Genomic DNA, 18946 nt, shown 5'->3' with positions numbered 1-18946 from the left:
AAAACGTGCCTTCAACCAATGGAGTACGGCAATGCAGTGGAAGCAACGTGTAGGTCTGGGCATCCTCTTTTCGCTGGCAGCGATGGGCGTTGCGCACGCCAAGCCGGACACTGCGCGTCTGCAGATCGAGGCGAGCATGAATGTCACCGGCGAGTTGACGCTGACGCCGGACGGCACCGTGACGGCAGTAACGCTCGCCGACGAGGAGCGTTTGCCTGTCGCGGTTCGCGAGCGGATCAAGCATTCGGTGGCGGCGTGGCGGTTCGATCCGGTCAAGGACGACGGCAATGCCTTGCCGGCGCGGCTGCCGATGAGCTTGCTGCTGGTCGCCAAGCCTGCCGAAGACAATCAGTACCAGGTGTCGATCCGTAGCGCGCATTTCGGCGGTCAGGCCGAGCAAGGGGATGGCGCACAGGCCAAGGACATGGCGCCGCCGCCCTATCCGGTCAATGCCTTCAGGGGCGGGGCGACCGGCGTGGTCTATCTGCTGCTCAAGATCGGACGCGATGGCAAGGTCGAGGATGTGGCTGCCGAACAGGTCAACCTCACCGCATTGGTTCCCGAGTCCAAGCGTGCGCGCTGGCGCAAGGAATTTGCCGATGCCTCGATGGCCAAGGCGCGCAGCTGGACGTTTACCCCGCCCACGGCCGGGCCCGAGCGCAATGCGCCGTTCTGGGAGATGCGCGTGCCGGTGACATTCGACATCGCCGCGTCGGAGAAGGACCTGGATGCCAAGCAGAAAAAATGGCAGTCGTATCTGCCGGGTCCGCGCCAGAGCGCGTCCTGGCGAGCGCAGAGCGAGACGACCGCAGCGACCGACAGCCCGGACGCACTGCCAGGCTCGGGATTGTTTTCCGTACGCGGCGAAGGCGTGCGCCTGATCACGCCGCTGCAGGACGGCTGAGGGTCCGCCCGGAGTTCTCCTGACGAGTCGGATCGCTGTGGCCGGTGTCGCGGATCCGTTTTTCCGGGAGTCAACCATCCGACGGCCACCTGCATGGCGCGCAACCAGAGCGCAGTCGCTCGGCATCGACCGCACAATCGCGATCGAATGCGGAAAACCAAGCGCATGGGCTGGCGCAAATACCGCCCACAAAAAAGCCCCGCAATGCGGGGCTTTTTTGTGGCGCTGACGCAAACCGACCTCAGCGCTTCATCGAACTGAAGAACTCATCGTTGGACTTGGTGGTCTTCATCTTGTCCAGCAGGAATTCCATCGCTGCGATTTCGTCCATCGGGTGCAGCAGCTTGCGCAGGATCCAGATCTTCTGCAGCAGCTCCGGCTCGATCAACAGATCTTCGCGACGCGTGCCCGAGCGATTGATGTCGATCGCCGGGTAAACGCGCTTTTCGGTGATGCGACGGTTCAAATGCACTTCGCTGTTGCCGGTGCCCTTGAACTCTTCGTAGATCACCTCGTCCATCTTGCTGCCGGTCTCGACCAGCGCGGTGGCGATGATGGTCAGCGAGCCGCCTTCTTCCACGTTACGCGCCGCACCGAAGAAGCGCTTCGGACGGTGCAGCGCGTTGGCGTCCACACCACCGGTGAGCACCTTGCCGGAGCTGGGCACCACGTTGTTGTAGGCACGTGCCAGGCGGGTGATCGAGTCGAGCAGGATCACCACGTCCTTCTTGTGCTCGACCAGGCGCTTGGCCCGTTCGATCACCATCTCGGCGACCTGCACGTGGCGCGCGGCCGGCTCGTCGAACGTGGAGGAGATGACCTCGCCGCGCACGGTGCGCTGCATTTCGGTCACTTCTTCCGGGCGCTCGTCGATCAGCAGCACGATCATGTGCACTTCGGGATGATTGGTGGTGATGGCGGTGGCCACCTGCTGCATCATCATCGTCTTACCGGCCTTGGGCGGGGAGACGATCAGCGCGCGCTGACCCTTGCCCTGCGGCGCCATCAGATCCAGGATGCGTCCGGTGATGTCCTCGGTGGACCCATCGCCACGTTCCAGACGGAACCGGCGACGCGGGAACAGCGGGGTCAGGTTCTCGAACAGCACCTTGTTCTTGCTGGCTTCCAGCGGCTCACCGTTGATGGTGTCCACGATCGACAGCGCGAAATAGCGTTCGCCGTCCTTGGGGAAGCGGATGCGGCCGGACAGGTGGTCGCCGGTGCGCAGGTTGAAGCGGCGGATCTGGCTGGGCGAGATGTAGGTATCGTCCGGGCCGGCCAGGTAGCTGGCTTCGGCGGCACGCAGGAAGCCGAAGCCGTCGGGCAGGATTTCCAGCACGCCGTCGGCGGCAACGCCTTCGCCGTGACGGGTCAGCACCTTGAGCAGGGCGAAGATCACGTCCTGCTTGCGCGCGCGTGCCACGCCTTCCTGGATGTTGAGCTGATCGGCGATGTCCAGCAGCTTTTGCGCCGGCATCCGCTTGAGATCGCTCAGCGAATAGACCGGGAAGCCCTCCGGAACGGCCGGATGCGGACGCGCGATGAACGGCTCGTTGCTGCCGTCGGAGGACGGCATGCCGCCGCCTTCGTTACCGAACCGATCGCGCGGACCGCGGTCGCGGCGGTTGCGGAACCGGTCGCGGCGATTGCCCTGCTGGTTCTGCCCCTGGCCTTGCTGGTTCTGACCAGCGTTCTGGCCTTGGCCCTGCTGCTGGCCCTGGCCCTGGTTTTGTCCCTGGCCCTGAGCTTGGCTTTGCGCCTGATTCTGGTTCTGCTGTTGCTGCGCCTGATTGAAGCGCTGCTGCTGCGACTGGCCGCCTTCGCGGGGCTCGCCGTGATTGTCGCCGCCCTGGCTGGAGCCAGAGGCGTTGCCTGCGCCTGCGCCATCGCCGGACGTCTGCGCCGGTGCCGAGTCGGCAGCGTGCGACGGTGCCTGCGGGGCGCGTGGAGCGTCGGGTACGGGGCTGGCGGGCAAGGGCAGGTTGGGCTGCTGTGCGCCGGCATCGTCATGGGCGATGGCGGTCTTGCTCACGCGCGGCTTGCGCGCGCGCTTCTCGACGGGAGCGTCGACGCTGCTCCCGGTATCGGAGGAAGGATGATCGGACAAGTGCGTGATTCCTCGCTAAGGTGCGAGCGCCCGGCTGGGGGGCGAACTATTGGTAGATGGGAGTCTAGAAGAGGTTTCTAGAGGGGTACGGCGGCGCACGAACGTGTGCCGGACCAACTGACACTATCACCGCAGCGCGCAACCGCGCAAGCGTCGGCCATGGCAGGGTTTAACTGCCGGCGAACCGCGGGGCGCCCATCGCTGGACGCCCATTCACTCAGGCAGCCGCGCCGCCCAGGGTCTTGTCGATCATCTGGGTCAGCTGGCCCTTGCCGACCGCCCCGATCTGGCTCGCCTGCACCTGCCCGTCCTTGAACAGCAGCAGCATCGGAATCGAGCGCACGTGGTACTTGATGGCCAGGGCGCGGTTCTGGTCCACATTGACCTTGGCAACCTTGAGCCTGCCCTGGTATGTATCGGCCAGATCGTCCAGCACCGGTGCGATCATCTTGCACGGGCCACACCACTCGGCCCAGAAATCCACCAGAACCGGTTCGCCGGATTGCAGTACTGCGGTATCGAAGTCGGCATCGCCGACATGTTGAACCTTGTCGCTCACGTTGGGTCTCCTGGAAACCAAACGGCCCACCCGATCGGGCAGGCCGCCACATTGCGTTAAACTGGGGCATTGCGCGACTGAATCAAGTGTCAGTCCTGAAGCCGCGCTGTCCGCCACAAGAGCCGCAGTTTGCGACGCTGTCGGCATCGATGCAAGCCGCGCCCGGGCTGCCCAGGGCGCCTCACGAAGACGGAATAATGAGCGACAAACCGCTGACCGATTTGACTTTTTCCTCGTTCGACCTGCATCCGGCGTTGGTTGCCGGGCTGGAGAGCGCCGGGTTTACCCGCTGTACCCCGATCCAGGCGCTGACCCTGCCGGTCGCGCTGCCCGGCGGCGATGTCGCCGGCCAGGCCCAGACCGGCACCGGCAAGACGCTGGCGTTCCTGGTGGCGGTGATGAACCGCCTGCTGATCCGCCCGGCGCTGGCCGACCGCAAGCCGGAGGATCCGCGTGCGCTGATCCTGGCGCCCACCCGCGAGCTGGCGATCCAGATCCACAAGGACGCGGTCAAGTTCGGCGCAGACCTGGGCCTGCGCTTTGCGCTGGTCTATGGCGGGGTGGACTACGACAAGCAGCGCGAGCTGCTGCAGCAGGGCGTGGACGTGATCATTGCCACCCCCGGGCGGCTGATCGACTACGTCAAGCAGCACAAGGTGGTCTCGCTGCATGCCTGCGAGATCTGCGTGCTGGACGAAGCCGATCGCATGTTCGACCTGGGCTTCATCAAGGACATCCGCTTCCTGCTGCGGCGCATGCCCGAGCGCGGCACCCGGCAGACGCTGCTGTTCTCGGCCACGCTCAGCCACCGCGTGCTGGAGCTGGCCTACGAGCACATGAACGAGCCGGAAAAGCTCGTGGTGGAGACCGAGACCATCACCGCCGCACGCGTGCGCCAACGCATCTACTTCCCGTCCGACGAAGAGAAGCAGACGCTGCTGCTGGGCCTGCTGTCGCGCAGCGAAGGCGCGCGCACCATGGTGTTCGTCAATACCAAGGCGTTCGTGGAGCGGGTGGCGCGCACCCTGGAGCGCCACGGTTACCGGGTCGGTGTGCTGTCCGGCGACGTGCCGCAGAAAAAGCGCGAGTCGCTGCTCAACCGCTTCCAGAAGGGCCAGCTCGAAATCCTGGTCGCCACCGACGTGGCCGCGCGCGGTCTGCATATCGACGGGGTCAAGTACGTCTACAACTACGACCTGCCGTTCGACGCCGAAGATTACGTGCACCGCATCGGCCGCACTGCGCGCCTGGGCGAAGAGGGCGATGCGATCAGCTTCGCCTGCGAGCGCTACGCGATGAGCCTGCCGGACATCGAGGCCTACATCGAGCAGAAGATCCCGGTCGAGCCGGTGACCACCGAACTGCTGACCCCGTTGCCGCGCACGCCGCGTACGCCGGTGGAAGGTGAAGAGGCCGACGACGACGCTGGCGACAGCGTGGGCACGATCTTCCGCGAAGCGCGCGAGCAGCGTGCGGCCGAAGAGCAGCGCCGCGGTGGTGGTCGCAGCGGTCCGGGCGGTGCATCGCGCAGCGGCAGTGGCGGCGGTCGTCGCGACGGTGGCAGTGCCGATGGCAAGCCCCGTCCGCGTCGCAAGCCGCGTGTGGAAGGCGAGACGGCCGCGACGCCGGCCGCCGCTGCCGTGCCCGCAGTGACGGCGGCGGCGGAACAGGCGCCATCGACGGTGGTGGCCGATGGCGAGCGCGCACCGCGCAAGCGCCGCCGCCGTCGCAACGGCCGTCCGGTCGACGGTGCCGAGCCGGTCGCGTCCACGCCGGTGCCTGCACCCGCCGCGCCGCGCAAGCCGACCCAGGTGGTCGCCAAGCCGGTGCGTGCCGCCGCCAAGCCGGGCGGCAGCCCGTCGCTGCTGAGCAGGATCGGTCGCCGCCTGCGTTCGCTGGTCTCGGGCAACTGACCGCTGGCGGCATCAATCGCATCGCCGGTCTTCGGCGATGCGACGCAAGCGCTGGCGCTCCGGCATAATCGCTGGATGACCGTTCTGCGTTTCGACAACGTCAGCAAGCACTACGCCGGGGGCCACCAGGCGCTGACCGATGTCAGCTTCGAAGTGGCCGATGGCGAGATGCTGTTCGTGACCGGCCATTCCGGCGCCGGCAAAAGTACGTTGCTCAAGTTGATCCATCTCAGCGAGCGCCCCAGCCAGGGCGCCGTGTTGCTGGGCGAGCGCAATCTGCTCAAGGTGCGTGGCCGGCAGATTCCGCTGCATCGTCGCCAGGTGGGTGCGGTCTATCAGGACCATCGCTTGCTCAACGACCGCAGCATCGCCGAGAACGTGGCGTTGCCGTTGATCCTGCGCGGCACCCGTCGCGCCGAGATCGGCAAGCGCGTGCGCTCTGCACTGGAACGCATCGGCCTGGCCCATCGCGAAAGAGCCTTGCCGTCGCAGCTGTCGGCAGGCGAGCAGCAACGCGTCGGCATTGCGCGCGCCATTGTCGGTGAGCCGCGTCTGCTGGTGGCCGACGAACCCACCGGCAATCTCGACCCGGCACTGGCCGCCGAAATCATGCAGCTGTTTGCCGAACTGCCCGCGCGCGGCACCAGCGTGCTGGTGGTCAGCCACGACCTGGCGCTGCTCAAGCAGATGCGCAAGCGCGTGCTGATCCTGGATCACGGCCGCCTGGTGGACGACATCTCGCCGCAGGATCTGGCCGAATGAGCAAGCTCGCCAATACCGAAGCCGTGGCGCCGTCGCGCGTTGGCGTGTGGGTCGACCACCACCTGCACAGCATCGCCTTCAGCCTGGGCCGCGCCATGCGCAAGCCATGGGCAACGCTGCTGACCATCGTGGTGATGGCACTGGCGCTGGCGCTGCCACTGGGGCTGTCGATTGCGCTGGACAACGTCAAGCTGCTGGCCGGCAGCGTGCAGCAGTCGCGCGAAATCAATCTGTTCCTCAAGGTCGACGTCGCCGCCGACGCCGCACAGGCGCTTGCCGGCCAGTTGCGTGCGCGCCCCGACGTGGCACAGGTGACCCTGCGCACGCCCGAGCAGGGGCTGGCTGCGCTGCGCGAAAGCGCAAAACTCGATGAAGCCGCCGATGCCCTGGGCGAGAACCCGCTGCCGACCCTGTTGATCGTCACCCCCACCGATGCGGCCGACGATGCGCAACTGGCCGGCGCATTGCAGGCCCTGCCGCAGAGCGACCAGGTGCAGCACGACGCGTTATGGCGCAAGCGCCTGGATGGCTGGCTGCAGTTCGGCGAACGCCTGGTGCAGGTGCTCTCGGCGCTGCTCGGCATCGGTGCGGTGCTGGTGGTCGGCAACACCGTGCGGCTGGATATCCAGTCGCGGCGGGAAGAGATCGGCGTGCTGCAATTGCTCGGCGCCAGCGACGGCTTCATCCGTCGCCCGTTCCTGTATCTGGGCGCGTGGTACGGGCTGGGCGCCGGCGCCGTGGCGCTCGCCCTGATCGCCGCCTCGGGCTTGGCATTGCGCGCGCCATTGGCCACATTGGCCGATAGCTACGGCAGTTCCTTTACCCTGCACGGGCTGGATCTGCTGCATTCTGCAATGGTGCTGGTCGGCACCCTGGTGCTGGGTTGGCTGGGCGCCTGGCTGGTGACCGGCCATTTCCTCCGTCAGACCCGTCCCACCGAGACCTGAGGCCTGCCATGCATCCACCAGATCTCAAACACCTGATCAGCGACGCACCGCGCGTGATGGTCGTCGATGGTTCGAAGCTGGTACGCAAGCTCATTGCCGACGTGCTCAAGCGCGACCTGCCCAATGTGCAGGTGATCGGCTGCGCCAGCATCGCCGAAGCGCGCGATGCGCTGGAGGCCGGCGCGGTGGATCTTGTGACCACCTCGCTGTCCCTGCCCGATGGCGATGGCCTGACCCTGGCGCGCAGCGTGCGCGAAGCGGCCGGGCAGGCGTATGTGCCGGTGATCGTGGTGTCCGGCGATGCGCAGCAGCATCTGGTCGAGCGCCGTTTCACCGAGTACGTCACCGATTACTTCGACAAGGCGCTGGGCCATGAAGCGCTGGCGACCTTCATCCGCGGCTATGTGCAGCCCGAGCCGGTGGTGGGCGCGACCGTGCTCTACATCGAAGACAGCCGCGTGGTGGCCGAGGCGACCAAGCGCATGCTCGAGCGCCAGAGCCTGAAGGTGGTGCATGTGCTCACCGCCGAAGACGCCTTTGCGCTGCTCACCGCCGAATCGCTGGGCCGCACCGAGCGTCGCATCGACGTGGTGCTGACCGACGTGACCCTCAAGGGCGAGCTCAACGGCCGCGACGTGGTCGAGCGCATCCGTATCGACTTTGCCTACGGCAAGCGCCGCCTGCCGGTGCTGGTGATGACCGGCGACACCAATCCGCGCAACCAGTCCGAACTGCTGCGCGCCGGTGCAAACGACCTGGTGCAAAAACCGATCGAAGAGCGCCTGCTGGTGACCAAGGTGCTGTTCCAGTTGCGGCTGGCACGCCTGGAAGACCAGGCCATCACCCTATGACCGAAGTGGAAGGGCGTATCCAGCTGGAACCGTCGTGGAAGGCAAAGGTGGGCGACTGGTTGCTGCGCCCGGAGATGCAGGAACTGTCTGCCTTCCTGCGCCAGCGCAAAGCGGCCGGCGCTCGGGTATTCCCGCCCGGTCCGCAGATCTTCGCCGCGTTCGACGCCACGCCGTTCGAGCAGGTCAAGGTGGTGATCCTGGGCCAGGACCCGTACCACGGCGAGGGTCAGGCGCACGGGCTGTGCTTTTCGGTCCTGCCGGGCGTGCCGGTGCCGCCATCGCTGCTCAACATCTACAAAGAGATCCAGGACGATCTGGGCATCCCGCGCCCCGACCATGGCTATCTGATGCCGTGGGCGCGCCAGGGCGTGCTGCTGCTCAATGCGGTGCTGACGGTGGAGCAGGGGCGTGCCGGCGCGCACCAGAACAAGGGCTGGGAAGGTTTTACCGACCATGTGGTCGAGATGCTCAACCGCGAGCGCGAAGGCCTGGTGTTCCTGCTCTGGGGCAGCTACGCGCAGTCCAAGGGCAAGGTGATCGACCAGGCCCGCCATCGCGTGTTCAAGGCCCCGCATCCTTCACCGTTGTCGGCGCATCGCGGCTTTCTGGGCTGCAAGCACTTCTCCAGGACCAACGAGCATCTGCAACGCCGCGGTCTCCAGCCGATCGATTGGTCGTTGCCGTCGCGCAACGCATTGGACACAACGTCGGCCGCCGGCTGAACAAGCGCGGGGACAGGCGCGATTCGCCGCAGGTTTGTCACGGTCTGAGCGAGGGCGTGGTGCTAACGTAGCGGCTGAATTCGGGGAGCTGTACGGTAGAACGCCGGCAAGGCTGGAAGCCCGAACGTCCTATAAATGGAACGCTGGGAACTCTTTCTGTACCCGGCAGTCCAATAGTTCGACTGCTAAGATGGTGCCTATGAACCAGACTACCTCGACTGCCCTTGTGGCAAACAATCTCCCGATTCCCAGTGCGCTCGGTTCGCTGGACGCCTACATCGGTGCCGTGCACCAGATTCCGGTGCTGTCGGTCGATGAGGAACAGGATCTGGCCCGCCGCTTCCGCGACGAGCTGGACCTGGACGCAGCGCGCGAATTGGTCCATTCCCACCTGCGCTTCGTGGTGCATGTGGCCCGCGGCTACAACGGCTACGGTCTGCCGCTGGGCGACCTGATCCAGGAAGGCAATATCGGCCTGATGAAGGCGGTCAAGCGCTTCGACCCGGAAATGGGCGTGCGCCTGGTCAGCTTCGCAGTGCATTGGATCCGTGCCGAAATGCACGAGTTCATCTTGAAGAACTGGCGCATCGTCAAGGTCGCCACGACCAAGGCGCAGCGCAAGCTGTTCTTCAACCTGCGCAAGTCCAAGACCCGTCTGGGCTGGCTCAATGCGTCCGAGGTGACTGCGGTCGCCAAGGATCTGAACGTCTCCGAGCGTGAAGTGATGGAGATGGAGTCGCGTCTGTCCGGTCGCGATATCGGCTTCGACGCGTCGTCCGACGAAGACGACGATCACGGCCCGCCGTCGCCGGTCAGCTACCTGGTCGCCAACGAGGAAGATCCGTCGCAGGCCTACGAGCGGCACGACAGCGAAGACAATCAGCTGCAGTTGCTGCGCGAAGGCATGGCCGGTCTGGATACGCGCTCGCGCGACATCGTCAAGCGACGTTGGCTGGATTCGGAGTCCAAGGTGACGCTGCAGGAGCTGGCCGACGAATACGGCGTGTCGGCCGAGCGCATCCGCCAGATCGAGGCGAACGCGCTGAAGAAGATGAAGGCACTGTTCGTCGCCTGATCATTTCGATCACGCGGCAGGTGTTGCACAAACGGCCCGGTGATCCGGGCCGTTTGCATTTGTAGCGCTGTGCGCTACGTGCGCTACAGGCGTGTCGGCAGCATCGCTACTCCGGCAAGCGCGCGACCGGTAGATGCCAGCCGTAGCGGATCGCCATGAAGCGCAGCCCGAAACAGACGAGCGCGCCGGTCGTCAGCGACCAGGCCTGCGGCACTGCGAGCATGTGCCCGATCGCCACCAGGCCGCCACCGGCAAGCGCGGCCACCGCATACAGTTCGGCCTGCAACACCACCGGCGTGCGTGCGACCAGCAGGTCGCGCGCGATGCCGCCGCCGATGCCGCTGAGCATGCCCAGCAAGGTGGCGCTCAGCGGGCTGAGGTTGTAGTCCAGCGCCTTGCTGGTGCCATAGACCGCAAACAGCGCCAACCCCGCCGCGTCGAAGATCTGCACCGGGTTGCGCAGCCGTTCCACTGCGGTGTGCCAATAAAAACCGGCAACGCCGGCCAGGCAGGCGACCAGCAGGTACTGCGGGTGGACCAGCGCGGCCGGCGGGGTGGCGCCGATCAACACATCGCGCACGATGCCGCCGGAGACCGCGGCTGCGCACGACAGCACCAGCACGCCGAACAGGTCCAGGCGATTGCGCACCGCCACGGTCGCGCCGCTCAGGGCGAACACGAAGGTACCGAGCAGATCCAGCAGGAACAGGACAGTCGTCACGATCAGCGCATCGAATCAGGCCGCACAGCATTACGCACGGCCTGCGGCGCTGTCATCCGTCCTTGCTGCTGGGCGGCGGGTCGTCGGTGGCGCCGCCGAAGATGATGCGCGCGGCGCGCTGGTAGCTCCAGTACGCCATCGCCCAGTTCACCAGCACCACGAAGCGGTTGCGGAAGCCGATCAGGAAGTAGACGTGCGCGGCCAGCCAGAACCACCACGCCACGATGCCGGACAGCTTGAGCTTGCCCACGTGCACGATGGCGGCCATGCGGCCGATGGTCGCCAGGTTGCCGAAGTCCTGATAGCGGAACGCGGTCGCAGCCTGACCGCGCTGACGTGCGCGGATCGCCTTGGCGATGTGCTTGCCCATCTGCTTGGCCGCCGGCGCCACGCCCGGCACCGGGCGACCGTCCTGCTGCACCGACGCCAGATCGCCGCCGACGAAGATCTCCGGGTGGCCGGGCACGCTCAGGTCCGGCTCCACCAGTACGCGGCCGGCACGATCCAGCGGCACGCCCAGCGTGCGCGCCAGCGGTGAGGCCGCCACGCCGGCGGCCCATACCACGGTGCGCGCCGGCACGAAGGTGTCGCCAAGCTGGTAGCCCAGCGCATCGATATGCGTCACCGGCGTGCCGGTGTGCACTTCCACGCCCAGGCGCTCGAGCTGCTTGCGCGCCTTGTCGGTGAGATCGTTCGGGAACGACGGCAGCACGCGCGGGCCGGCTTCGACCAGGCGCACGCGCGCCTGTTGAGGGTCGATATGGCGGAATTCGTTCTTGAGCGTGTGGCGGGCGATTTCGGCCAGGGTGCCGGCGAGCTCGACACCGGTGGGGCCACCGCCGACCACCGCAAAGCTCAGCCAGGCCGCGCGGGCGGCCGGATCGGATTCGGCCTCGGCGCGCTCGAAGGCCAGCAGCAGCTTGCGGCGCAGGACCAGCGCGTCGTAGAGGGTTTTCAGGCCGGGCGCATGTTCGGCCCACTGGTCGTTGCCGAAGTAGGCATGGGTGGCGCCGGTGGCCAGCAGCAGCATGTCGTAGTCGAGCGTCTTGCCATCGGCGAGCAGTACTTGACGACCGGTTGGGACGATTTCGGCCACATCGCCAAGCAGGACTTCGACATTGCGCTGCTCGCGCAGGATGTGGCGCAGCGGTGCGGCGATATCCGGTGCCGACAGCCCGGCGGTGGCCACCTGGTACAGCAACGGCTGGAACAGGTGATGGTTCTGGCGGTCGATCAGGGTGATGCGGATGCCGGGATCGTCGAGCGCGCGGGTCGCCCACAAACCGGCGAAGCCGCCGCCCACCACGACCAGATGCAGTGGAGCAGGGGAGGGGGAAGAGGTCATCGTAGAAGTCCGATGGAACGCGACGCGGGCTCGACAGCATGCCAAATTGCCAATGAACATGATGCGTGGGCGCAGCGCGCCTGCGGCATCATGTCGCATCCATCTTTGACGGCCTCCACATGTCTTCGTTCCCCCCGCCCCTGCCCCCGCTGCCGAACGCGCCAGCGCCCACTGCAGCACCGGTCGCCTCTGTGGCGCCTGCGGCCAGGAAGCCGCTCAGCGGCGTGGCCATCGGCCTGATCGGCATCCTGGCCTGCGCGAGTCTGTTCGGGGTGGTGGTGCTGGCCGCGGCCATGTGGCTGGTCAATACGGGCTGGACGGTGTTTACCGACCAGGCGCGCAGCGCGCTGCAGGACGATGCGGTGGTGCAGGAACATATCGGCCAGATCCGCAGCATGCGGGTGGATCTGGTGCGCACGGGAATGGCGCCGGGCGGCGAAGAGTTCGTGTTCGCTGTGGAAGGCGACCGCGGCGCCGGGCGCGTCAAGGCGACCTGGATCAGCGCCGGCGCCGATCAGGAGATCCTGAGCGATGGCGTGCTCACCCTGCGCGATGGCACCGAGTACACCTTGCCGGCTGCAGAGACGGCAGAAGAGGCCACGCTCGATGCCGATGCCGATGCCGATGCCGATGCCGATGCCGAGACAGAATCAGATCCGGAAATGGACACCGGGGCCGCAACCGAAACCGTCACCGACGCTGCACTGGAGCATTGAGCATGACCGACAATCCCGACAAGCGGATCGCCTTGCTGATCGACGCAGACAACGCGCCGGCCGGCAAGATCGATGTAGTGCTGGCGGAAGTGGCACGCTACGGCGTAGCCAACGTGCGCCGCGCCTACGGCAACTGGAAGAGCCCGCACCTGAAAGGCTGGGAAGCGGCGCTGCACGATTATGCGATTCGGCCGATCCAGCAGTTTGCCTACAGCTCCGGCAAGAACGCCTCGGACATGGCGATGGTGATCGATGCGATGGACCTGTTGTATGCGCGCAATCTGGATGGGTTTGCGATCGTCTCCAGCGATGCGGATTTCACCCCGCTGGTGATGCGTCTGCTGACCGATGGCATGAAGGTCTATGGTTTTGGCGAGAAAAAGACGCCGGCACCGTTCGTCAATGCATGCTCCAAATTCACCTACGTGGAAGCGCTGGGCGAGCAGGCCGCCGCGGCCAGCGACACCGCTGCCGGGCGCAAGGATGCGACCGCGCTGCGCAGCGATACGCGGCTGGTGCAGATGCTGCGCAACGCCATCGTCAGCGCGTGCGAGGACGACGGCTGGGCGTTGCTGAGCGCGGTAGGCAAGCAGGTGGCCAACCAGGCCTCGTTCGATCCGCGCAATTACGGCTATCGCAAACTCAGCGATCTGGTGCGTGCGATCGGCCTGTTCGAGCTCAAGCTCGACGAGCAGGCCTTATGGGTGCGCGACACGCCCAAGGGCAGCGGCAACCGTGCGAAAACCGCGGCGCCTGCGGTTGCACCGGGCCCGCAAGCCAGCCCCAAGCGCGCGGCGCGCGCAACAGCCAAACCTGTCGCAGCAAAATGACCATGACCCAGGATGCAATGGCACCCGCTCAGTCGACGATCACACTCTGGGGGCGCCGCAATTCCAGCAATGTGCGCAAGGTACTGTGGTGCGCCGAAGAAGCCGGTGTGGCGTATACGTCGATCGAAGTGGGCGGCGCCTTCGGCGGCAACGACACGCCCGCTTATCGAGCGCTGAACCCCAACGCGGTGGTGCCGACGTTGCAGGATGGTGCATTGGTGGTGTGGGAGTCCAATGCGATCGTGCGCTATCTCGCCGCGCAATACGCGCCGGCGCTGTATCCGTCATCGCCAGCCGAGCGCGCAGTGGGCGACCGCTGGATGGACTGGACCACCTCGACCTTTGCCAGCGTGTTTCGCGATCTGTTCTGGGGCGTGCTGCGCACACCTGAGGCCGAACGCGATCCTGCACGCATCGCCGCGGCACTGGCGCAATCGGGCGAGCTGCTGGCACGCGCCGATATGGCGTTGGCGCAGCAGCCGTTTCTGTCCGGCGAGCGCTTGGCGATGGGGGATATTCCGCTGGGCAGCTTCATCTACGCCTGGTTCGAAATGCCGATCGCGCGGCCCGAGCTGCCGCATCTGCAGGCGTGGTATCAACGTCTGCGCGCGCGTCCTGCATACCAGCGTGGCGTGATGACCGCGCTGACCTGAGTTTCGGGTCTGCGCTGAAGCCAGCGCGGTCCATGGCAGACAGCACGTGCCGCCGACCTCACACGCTGTCGGCCTCGTGCACCGCGCGTCCCGGCAGCTCGCGTTGTCTGTAGGAGCGCACTTGTGCGAGGGCCTTCCCGACAACGCCACATCGCGCGCAAGCGCGCTCCTACAACGCACAAGCCCACCGTGCGGTTGGATGGCCTCGCGGTGTGTGTGTAGGAGCGCACTTGTGCGCGAGGGCGTTCCCGATAACGCCACATCGCGCGCAAGCGCGCTCCTACAACGCACGATCCCACCGTGCGGCTGGATGGCCTCGCGGTGTGTGTAGGAGCGCACTTGTGCGCGAGGGCATTGCCGGTAACGCCTTGTCGCGCCCGGGTGCGCTCCTACGGAACGTGGGCGCACTGGCCACAATGTGAGTCTGGCGGCAGCGCGGTGTGCGATACGCCGGCATTAATACAGATCGATCGGGTCCACATCCAGCGACCAGCGCACGCGCCGCGCCTGCGGTAGCGCATAGATGGCCGGCAGCTGCGCATCGAGCAGCCGATGCAAGGCCGAGCGCTGCTGCGCAGACAGCAACAACTGGGTGCGCTGGAAACCGGCGCGGCGCGGCATCGGCGCGGGCATCGGGCCGTAGCACTCCACGTCCGCAAATGCGGGCGATTGCGCGCTGGTATCTGCGGTGGCCAGGCCGCGTACCGCCATCAGGAACTGGTTGGCCGCCGCGACATCCTTGGCTTCGGCGCGGAACAGCGCTAGATGCGCAAATGGGGGAAATCCTGCCGCTTCGCGCTGCTGCAGTTCGGCATCGGCGAAGGCGTGGTAGCCGCCGTTGACCAGGGTCTGCAACAGGGGGTGTTCGGGATGGTGGGTCTGCAACCAGACCTCGCCGGGGCGGTCGGCGCGCCCGGCGCGTCCTGCCACCTGGATCAGTTGCTGGGAGAGTTTTTCGGCAGCGCGGAAGTCGGCCGAGAACAGGCCTTCATCGATGCCGACCACCACCACCATGGTCAGCCGCGGCAGGTCGTGGCCCTTGGCCAGGATCTGGGTGCCGACCAGGATGCCCGCCTCGGTTCCCAGCCGGGCCAGCTGGGTTTCCAGGGCGTCGCGGCGTTGGGTGGTGCTGCGGTCGATGCGCACCACCGGGAAGTCGGAAAACGCCTCGGTCAGCCGTTCTTCCAGCCGCTCGGTGCCGATGCCCTGCGGCTGCAGGGCCAGGCTGGCGCAGGCCGGGCAGGCCAGCGGCGCCTGCTGGCGCGCGCCGCAGTGGTGGCACTGCAGGCGACGGCCGCCTGCGTGCACGGTCATCGGGGTCTGGTGCAGCGGGGTGCTGCAACGCTGGCAGGCGGCGGTCCAGCCGCAGTCGTGGCACAGCAGCACCGGCGCATAACCGCGGCGGTTCTTGAACACCAGCACCTGCTCGCCGCGCGCCAGGGTGGCGCCGATGCCGGCCAGCACCTCCGGCGACAAGCCGTCCTTGAGCGGGCGCTTGCGCACGTCCAGCACGCGCACCCGCGGCGGGCGGGCGTCGCCAGCGCGCTGCGACAGCCGCAGGTGCTGATAGCGGCCGGAGTAGGCGTTGTGCAGGCTTTCCAGCGATGGGGTCGCGCTGCCCAGGATCACCGGCACATCCAGCGCCTTGCCGCGCACCAGGGCGAAGTCGCGGGCGTGGTAGCGGATGCCATCCTGTTGCTTGTAGCTGCCGTCGTGTTCCTCGTCGATCACGATCAGCCCGGCGTTGGGTAGCGGGGTGAACACCGCCGAGCGCGTGCCCACGATCAGCTTGGCCTCGCCGCGCCAGGCCGCCGCCCAGACCCGGGCGCGCTCGCCATCGGACAGGCCCGAATGCAGCGCATGCACCGGCACCCCCAGGCGCGCGCGGAAGCGACCGAGCGTCTGTGGAGTGAGGCCGATTTCCGGTACCAGCACCAGCGCCTGCTTGCCGGCGGCCAGGCAGTCGGCGATCGCCTGCAGGTAGACCTCGGTCTTGCCGCTGCCGGTGACGCCGTCCAGCAGATAGGTGGCAAAGCCGGTGTGCGCGCGGATCGCGGCGGCAGCAGCAAGTTGTTCTTCGTTGAGTGCCGGGCCGGTGCCGGGGCGTGGCGCGATGGCATCGGCCGGTACCGCCACGCGCTCGGCATGGCCGCGCTTGGCCAGGCTGCGTGCGGCGTCGCGCCACTGCGGCAGCAGCGGGTCCAGCTGCTCCTCGCCCACCGCACCGGTCAACAGCAGGGCGGCCAGCAAGGCGGGCCGGCTGCCTGCGCGCAGGCCAGCAGCGCCTGTGCGCCCGGACTCGGTCAGTTGCCAGGCCCAGGCGTGGGTGTCGGCCAGCGGCTCGCCGCGGCGCAGCGGTCCGGGCAGCGCGCTGGCCTGAGCCTCGCCCAGAGGGGCATGGGTATAACGGGCCAGCCAGTGCAGCGAGCGCGCCAGTTCATCCACCAGCAGCGGCGTCTGGTCGCACCAGGCCAGTGCCGGGCGCAGTCCATCGGCCGACGGCTGCTGGCCGATCTCCACCACCACCCCGACCAGCTCGCGCGACCCGAACGGCACCCGCACGCGGCAGCCGACCTGCGCCGGCTCGGTCAGCGGCGCGTCGGCCGGAGGCAGATAGTCGAACAGTTGGGGGAGCGGCACCGGCAAGGCGACGCGCAAGGTGGAGACGGTGGGAGGCATGCACCCAGTTTACCGACACTGTCCAGTGGCCCCGACTTGCGCAGTTTTGGTCGTGAGGGCGGTGTGATCAGTTGCGGGGCCTTTCTGTGACCCAGGTGATAAATACGACGTAAACCTATGTGAGGCCTGAGGAAACGGGTTTATCCACATCGCCTGTGGATAAGCCTGTGAATTAGTCGCGTGCTCCACGCGGTGAAGGCGGATTCACTTGCCTTGGCAACCTCTTGGACATTTTTTCGCCATCCATCGAAAATCAATATAGATCAATAACTTAGGCGTGAAACACGATTGCAACAAAGAAAAAACAACAGTTGACAGACGCCGGCGTATCGGTATGTCTGCCGCTGTGCACAACGTCTGTGGGCAGCGCTCGCGACAGGAGCGAGGGTCGCGCGATCTGTCAAGCGGTCGGCGGGGCGGACTTGCGTCGGTATCATGCCGGCCGATGCTGGAGTTCACATGACCGTAGTCCCCGACGCCCCCGTCACCCCCGCCGCCTTGTCAGCCTTCCTGCGGGGTGTGGAACGCCGGGGCCTGGTGTTGGCGCAGTTGCAATGCGGCGATGTGACGGCCGCCGAGCGGGCCTTGGCCGCCGCGCTGCGTGCCTTCAGCAGCCAGGCTGCGGGACGGCCGATGGCTGGCTGGCCGATGCGCTTCTGGAGCCTGTTGGCTACCGCGCCGCCACTGCGCCGCGAGCCGATGCCCGGCACCTGGCTGCCGCCGTTCACCGTGCTGGGGCGGATGCAGACCCCCGACCGGCTGGCGCTGCTGCTGCGGATCGTGGCCGGGCTGGAAGAAGAGGCTGCCGGCGAAGTGCAGGGCATCGCGGTGGCGGACTATCGGCAGTCGCTTGCGCGTGCCTGTCCGCGCGATGCCGCCGGCAATCCCGATGCACAGGCCTGGCGGGCATTGGCCGAAGCGGCGCAAATGGAGCTGCGCGATCTGACCTCGTCCCAGCTGACACGGCTTGGCCAATTGCGTGACGCGTCGCTGGCCGGCGTTGCATTGCAGCCTGCCATCCCGGCACACGCGCCGCCCGCGCCACGCCGTGCCGCCCCGGCACGCGTCCGCCCCAGGCGGCAGTGGCACTGGCCACAGCTGGATCGCCGCCACGCCGGCATTGCCCTGGGGGTGCTCGCGCTGGCCTTGCTGTTGACGGTCCTAGCCTGGTGGTGGACGCACCGACGGCCCAACCTGCCGCCCGAGCCGATCTCGCAGGCGCCGGCCGGCGTGTTGCACGTCACCGATGCGGCGCCAGTGCTGGTGGAAGAACTGCCGGCATCGGACCTGCAGAAGGCTCCGGCAGCCCCGGCCATGGATCCGCGCGACCAGACGATGCTGGCCGACCCGGATCTGGAGCTGGCGCGCGCAGCGGACTTTTACGCCTGGTACGCCGCCGGCCACCCGGTCCCGGCGGACGAGTCCGGCGCGCATGCCACCTCGGCCGAGCAGCCCTCCGCCCCCCTGGAGACGGTCGATGACGACAATTAAGTGGTCTGGCCTGCTGGTGCTCGCCGTTACCGGTATCGCCGGCGCGCAGGCCTTGCCGACGGCGCTGGACGAAAGCGGTCATAACGGACCCGTCAGCGCTCCTGCCGCGTCGGCAGCGCCAAGCGCCGCACAGCAACGCGCGCGCTGGGCTGCACTGACGCCGGTACAGCAGGCCGACCTGCGCGCGCGCTATGCCGCGTGGAAAGACCTGACCGCCACCGACCGCGTGGTGTTGCGGCAGGCGCGCGAACGGCTGCACAGCCTGCCCGACGACCAGCAACGCGCCTTGCGCACCCAGTTCACCGCAATGGATCGCCTGCACCGCGATGGCTGGCGCCTGGGGTCGCAAGTGGGCGCGTTCTACCCGCAGCTGCAGCCGCTGATCGGCTACGTGCCGGTCGACCAGCGCGAGCGCCTGCTGGCCGTGTTGCGCAGCCTGGATGCGGGCCAGCTGGAGCAGCTGGCGGTGCTCGCTCAACGCACCCCGCCGCAGGACCGCGATGGATTGCGCGATGCCCTGCTGGCCGAAACCCCGGCCACCCGCAGCGCCTGGCTGAAGCGGCAACTGGCACGTTGATTGCCGCCGCATGTCGGCCTGGCAGGTGGCCGGCGACTTGCATCGTGCGATCGACGCCGCTATCCGTCGCTCACCGCGCGCTGCCACACGCGCG

Annotated in this window: 17 protein-coding genes; 12 read left to right on the top strand and 5 right to left on the bottom strand. The window is 67.1% G+C overall.

Going from position 1 to position 18946, the window contains the following annotated elements; genetic code table 11:
• The first annotated feature begins 31 nt into the window (after positions 1-31).
• On the top strand, positions 32-904 hold the full coding sequence (locus FHY18_RS16385; RefSeq protein ID WP_259156872.1) for an energy transducer TonB: 873 nt from the start codon (positions 32-34) through the stop codon (positions 902-904).
• Positions 905-1145: 241 nt separating this feature from the next.
• Here the strand turns inward: FHY18_RS16385 and rho are convergent, their stop codons facing one another.
• Entirely contained in the window at positions 1146-3011 is a 1866-nt protein-coding gene (gene rho / locus FHY18_RS16380) for a transcription termination factor Rho (RefSeq protein ID WP_259156871.1), read from the bottom strand.
• A gap of 217 nt (positions 3012-3228) precedes the next feature.
• Positions 3229-3570, bottom strand: coding sequence for a thioredoxin TrxA (gene trxA, locus FHY18_RS16375; RefSeq protein ID WP_046964286.1), 342 nt, complete (start codon positions 3568-3570; stop codon positions 3229-3231).
• A 197-nt stretch (positions 3571-3767) separates the two neighbouring features.
• Between trxA and rhlB the strand changes: the two genes are divergently transcribed.
• The 6 genes from rhlB (at position 3768) to rpoH (ending at position 9840) form a co-directional block, all read left to right on the top strand.
• Entirely contained in the window at positions 3768-5483 is a 1716-nt protein-coding gene (rhlB, locus tag FHY18_RS16370; RefSeq protein ID WP_259156870.1) for an ATP-dependent RNA helicase RhlB, read from the top strand.
• A 75-nt stretch (positions 5484-5558) separates the two neighbouring features.
• Complete coding sequence (gene ftsE, locus FHY18_RS16365) at positions 5559-6245, top strand: cell division ATP-binding protein FtsE (RefSeq protein ID WP_016903688.1); 687 nt, start codon at positions 5559-5561, stop codon at positions 6243-6245.
• Positions 6242-7192, top strand: coding sequence for a permease-like cell division protein FtsX (gene ftsX / locus FHY18_RS16360; RefSeq protein WP_259156869.1), 951 nt, complete (start codon positions 6242-6244; stop codon positions 7190-7192). Before ftsE ends, ftsX begins: the two co-directional genes overlap by 4 nt.
• Before the next feature lie 8 nt (positions 7193-7200).
• Positions 7201-8043 carry a response regulator gene (locus FHY18_RS16355; protein ID WP_259156868.1) on the top strand — a complete coding sequence of 281 codons (843 nt, stop codon included), beginning with the start codon at positions 7201-7203 and terminating at the stop codon, positions 8041-8043.
• The gene (gene ung, locus FHY18_RS16350) at positions 8040-8765 is read left to right on the top strand and encodes a uracil-DNA glycosylase (protein ID WP_259156867.1); all 726 of its coding nucleotides are present in this window, start codon (positions 8040-8042) and stop codon (positions 8763-8765) included. Before FHY18_RS16355 ends, ung begins: the two co-directional genes overlap by 4 nt.
• A 199-nt stretch (positions 8766-8964) precedes the next feature.
• On the top strand, positions 8965-9840 hold the full coding sequence (gene rpoH, locus FHY18_RS16345) for an RNA polymerase sigma factor RpoH (RefSeq protein WP_259156866.1): 876 nt from the start codon (positions 8965-8967) through the stop codon (positions 9838-9840).
• 106 nt (positions 9841-9946) lie between these two features.
• On the opposite strand, the gene FHY18_RS16340 is transcribed toward rpoH, so the two are convergent.
• Positions 9947-10561: a trimeric intracellular cation channel family protein gene (locus FHY18_RS16340; protein WP_259156865.1), complete on the bottom strand. Its 615-nt coding sequence runs from the start codon at positions 10559-10561 to the stop codon at positions 9947-9949.
• A 52-nt stretch (positions 10562-10613) separates the two neighbouring features.
• Positions 10614-11906 carry an NAD(P)/FAD-dependent oxidoreductase gene (locus FHY18_RS16335; protein ID WP_259156864.1) on the bottom strand — a complete coding sequence of 431 codons (1293 nt, stop codon included), beginning with the start codon at positions 11904-11906 and terminating at the stop codon, positions 10614-10616.
• A gap of 119 nt (positions 11907-12025) precedes the next feature.
• Here FHY18_RS16335 and FHY18_RS16330 point away from each other — a divergent pair, with 119 nt between their 5' ends.
• From FHY18_RS16330 to FHY18_RS16320, 3 genes are read left to right on the top strand one after another with little or no spacing between them, the layout of a single operon-like run.
• Positions 12026-12622, top strand: a complete 597-nt coding sequence (locus tag FHY18_RS16330) for a hypothetical protein (protein ID WP_259156863.1) — start codon at positions 12026-12028, stop codon at positions 12620-12622.
• A complete protein-coding gene (locus tag FHY18_RS16325; RefSeq protein WP_259156862.1) occupies positions 12619-13452 on the top strand; it encodes an NYN domain-containing protein in 834 nt (277 codons plus the stop codon). The genes FHY18_RS16330 and FHY18_RS16325 overlap by 4 nt, the downstream gene beginning before the upstream one ends.
• A gap of 2 nt (positions 13453-13454) precedes the next feature.
• Positions 13455-14105: a glutathione S-transferase gene (locus FHY18_RS16320; RefSeq protein ID WP_259156861.1), complete on the top strand. Its 651-nt coding sequence runs from the start codon at positions 13455-13457 to the stop codon at positions 14103-14105.
• Between the two features lie 456 nt (positions 14106-14561).
• Here FHY18_RS16320 and FHY18_RS16315 read toward each other — a convergent pair whose 3' ends face one another.
• Positions 14562-16784: a primosomal protein N' gene (locus FHY18_RS16315; RefSeq protein ID WP_259156860.1), complete on the bottom strand. Its 2223-nt coding sequence runs from the start codon at positions 16782-16784 to the stop codon at positions 14562-14564.
• A 459-nt stretch (positions 16785-17243) separates the two neighbouring features.
• On the opposite strand from FHY18_RS16315, the gene FHY18_RS16310 reads away from it, so the two are divergent.
• Positions 17244-18275: a hypothetical protein gene (locus FHY18_RS16310; RefSeq protein ID WP_259156859.1), complete on the top strand. Its 1032-nt coding sequence runs from the start codon at positions 17244-17246 to the stop codon at positions 18273-18275.
• Positions 18262-18852 carry a DUF3106 domain-containing protein gene (locus tag FHY18_RS16305; protein ID WP_259156858.1) on the top strand — a complete coding sequence of 197 codons (591 nt, stop codon included), beginning with the start codon at positions 18262-18264 and terminating at the stop codon, positions 18850-18852. The genes FHY18_RS16310 and FHY18_RS16305 overlap by 14 nt, the downstream gene beginning before the upstream one ends.
• Positions 18853-18946 lie beyond the last annotated feature (94 nt).

The sequence above is a fragment of the Xanthomonas sp. 3793 genome, assembly GCF_024806835.1.
In the GTDB taxonomy this organism is placed as follows: Bacteria; Pseudomonadota; Gammaproteobacteria; order Xanthomonadales; family Xanthomonadaceae; genus Xanthomonas; species Xanthomonas arboricola_F.
The sequence above is the reverse complement of the archived record's forward strand: the minus strand, read 5'-3'. Positions and strand labels throughout refer to the sequence as shown.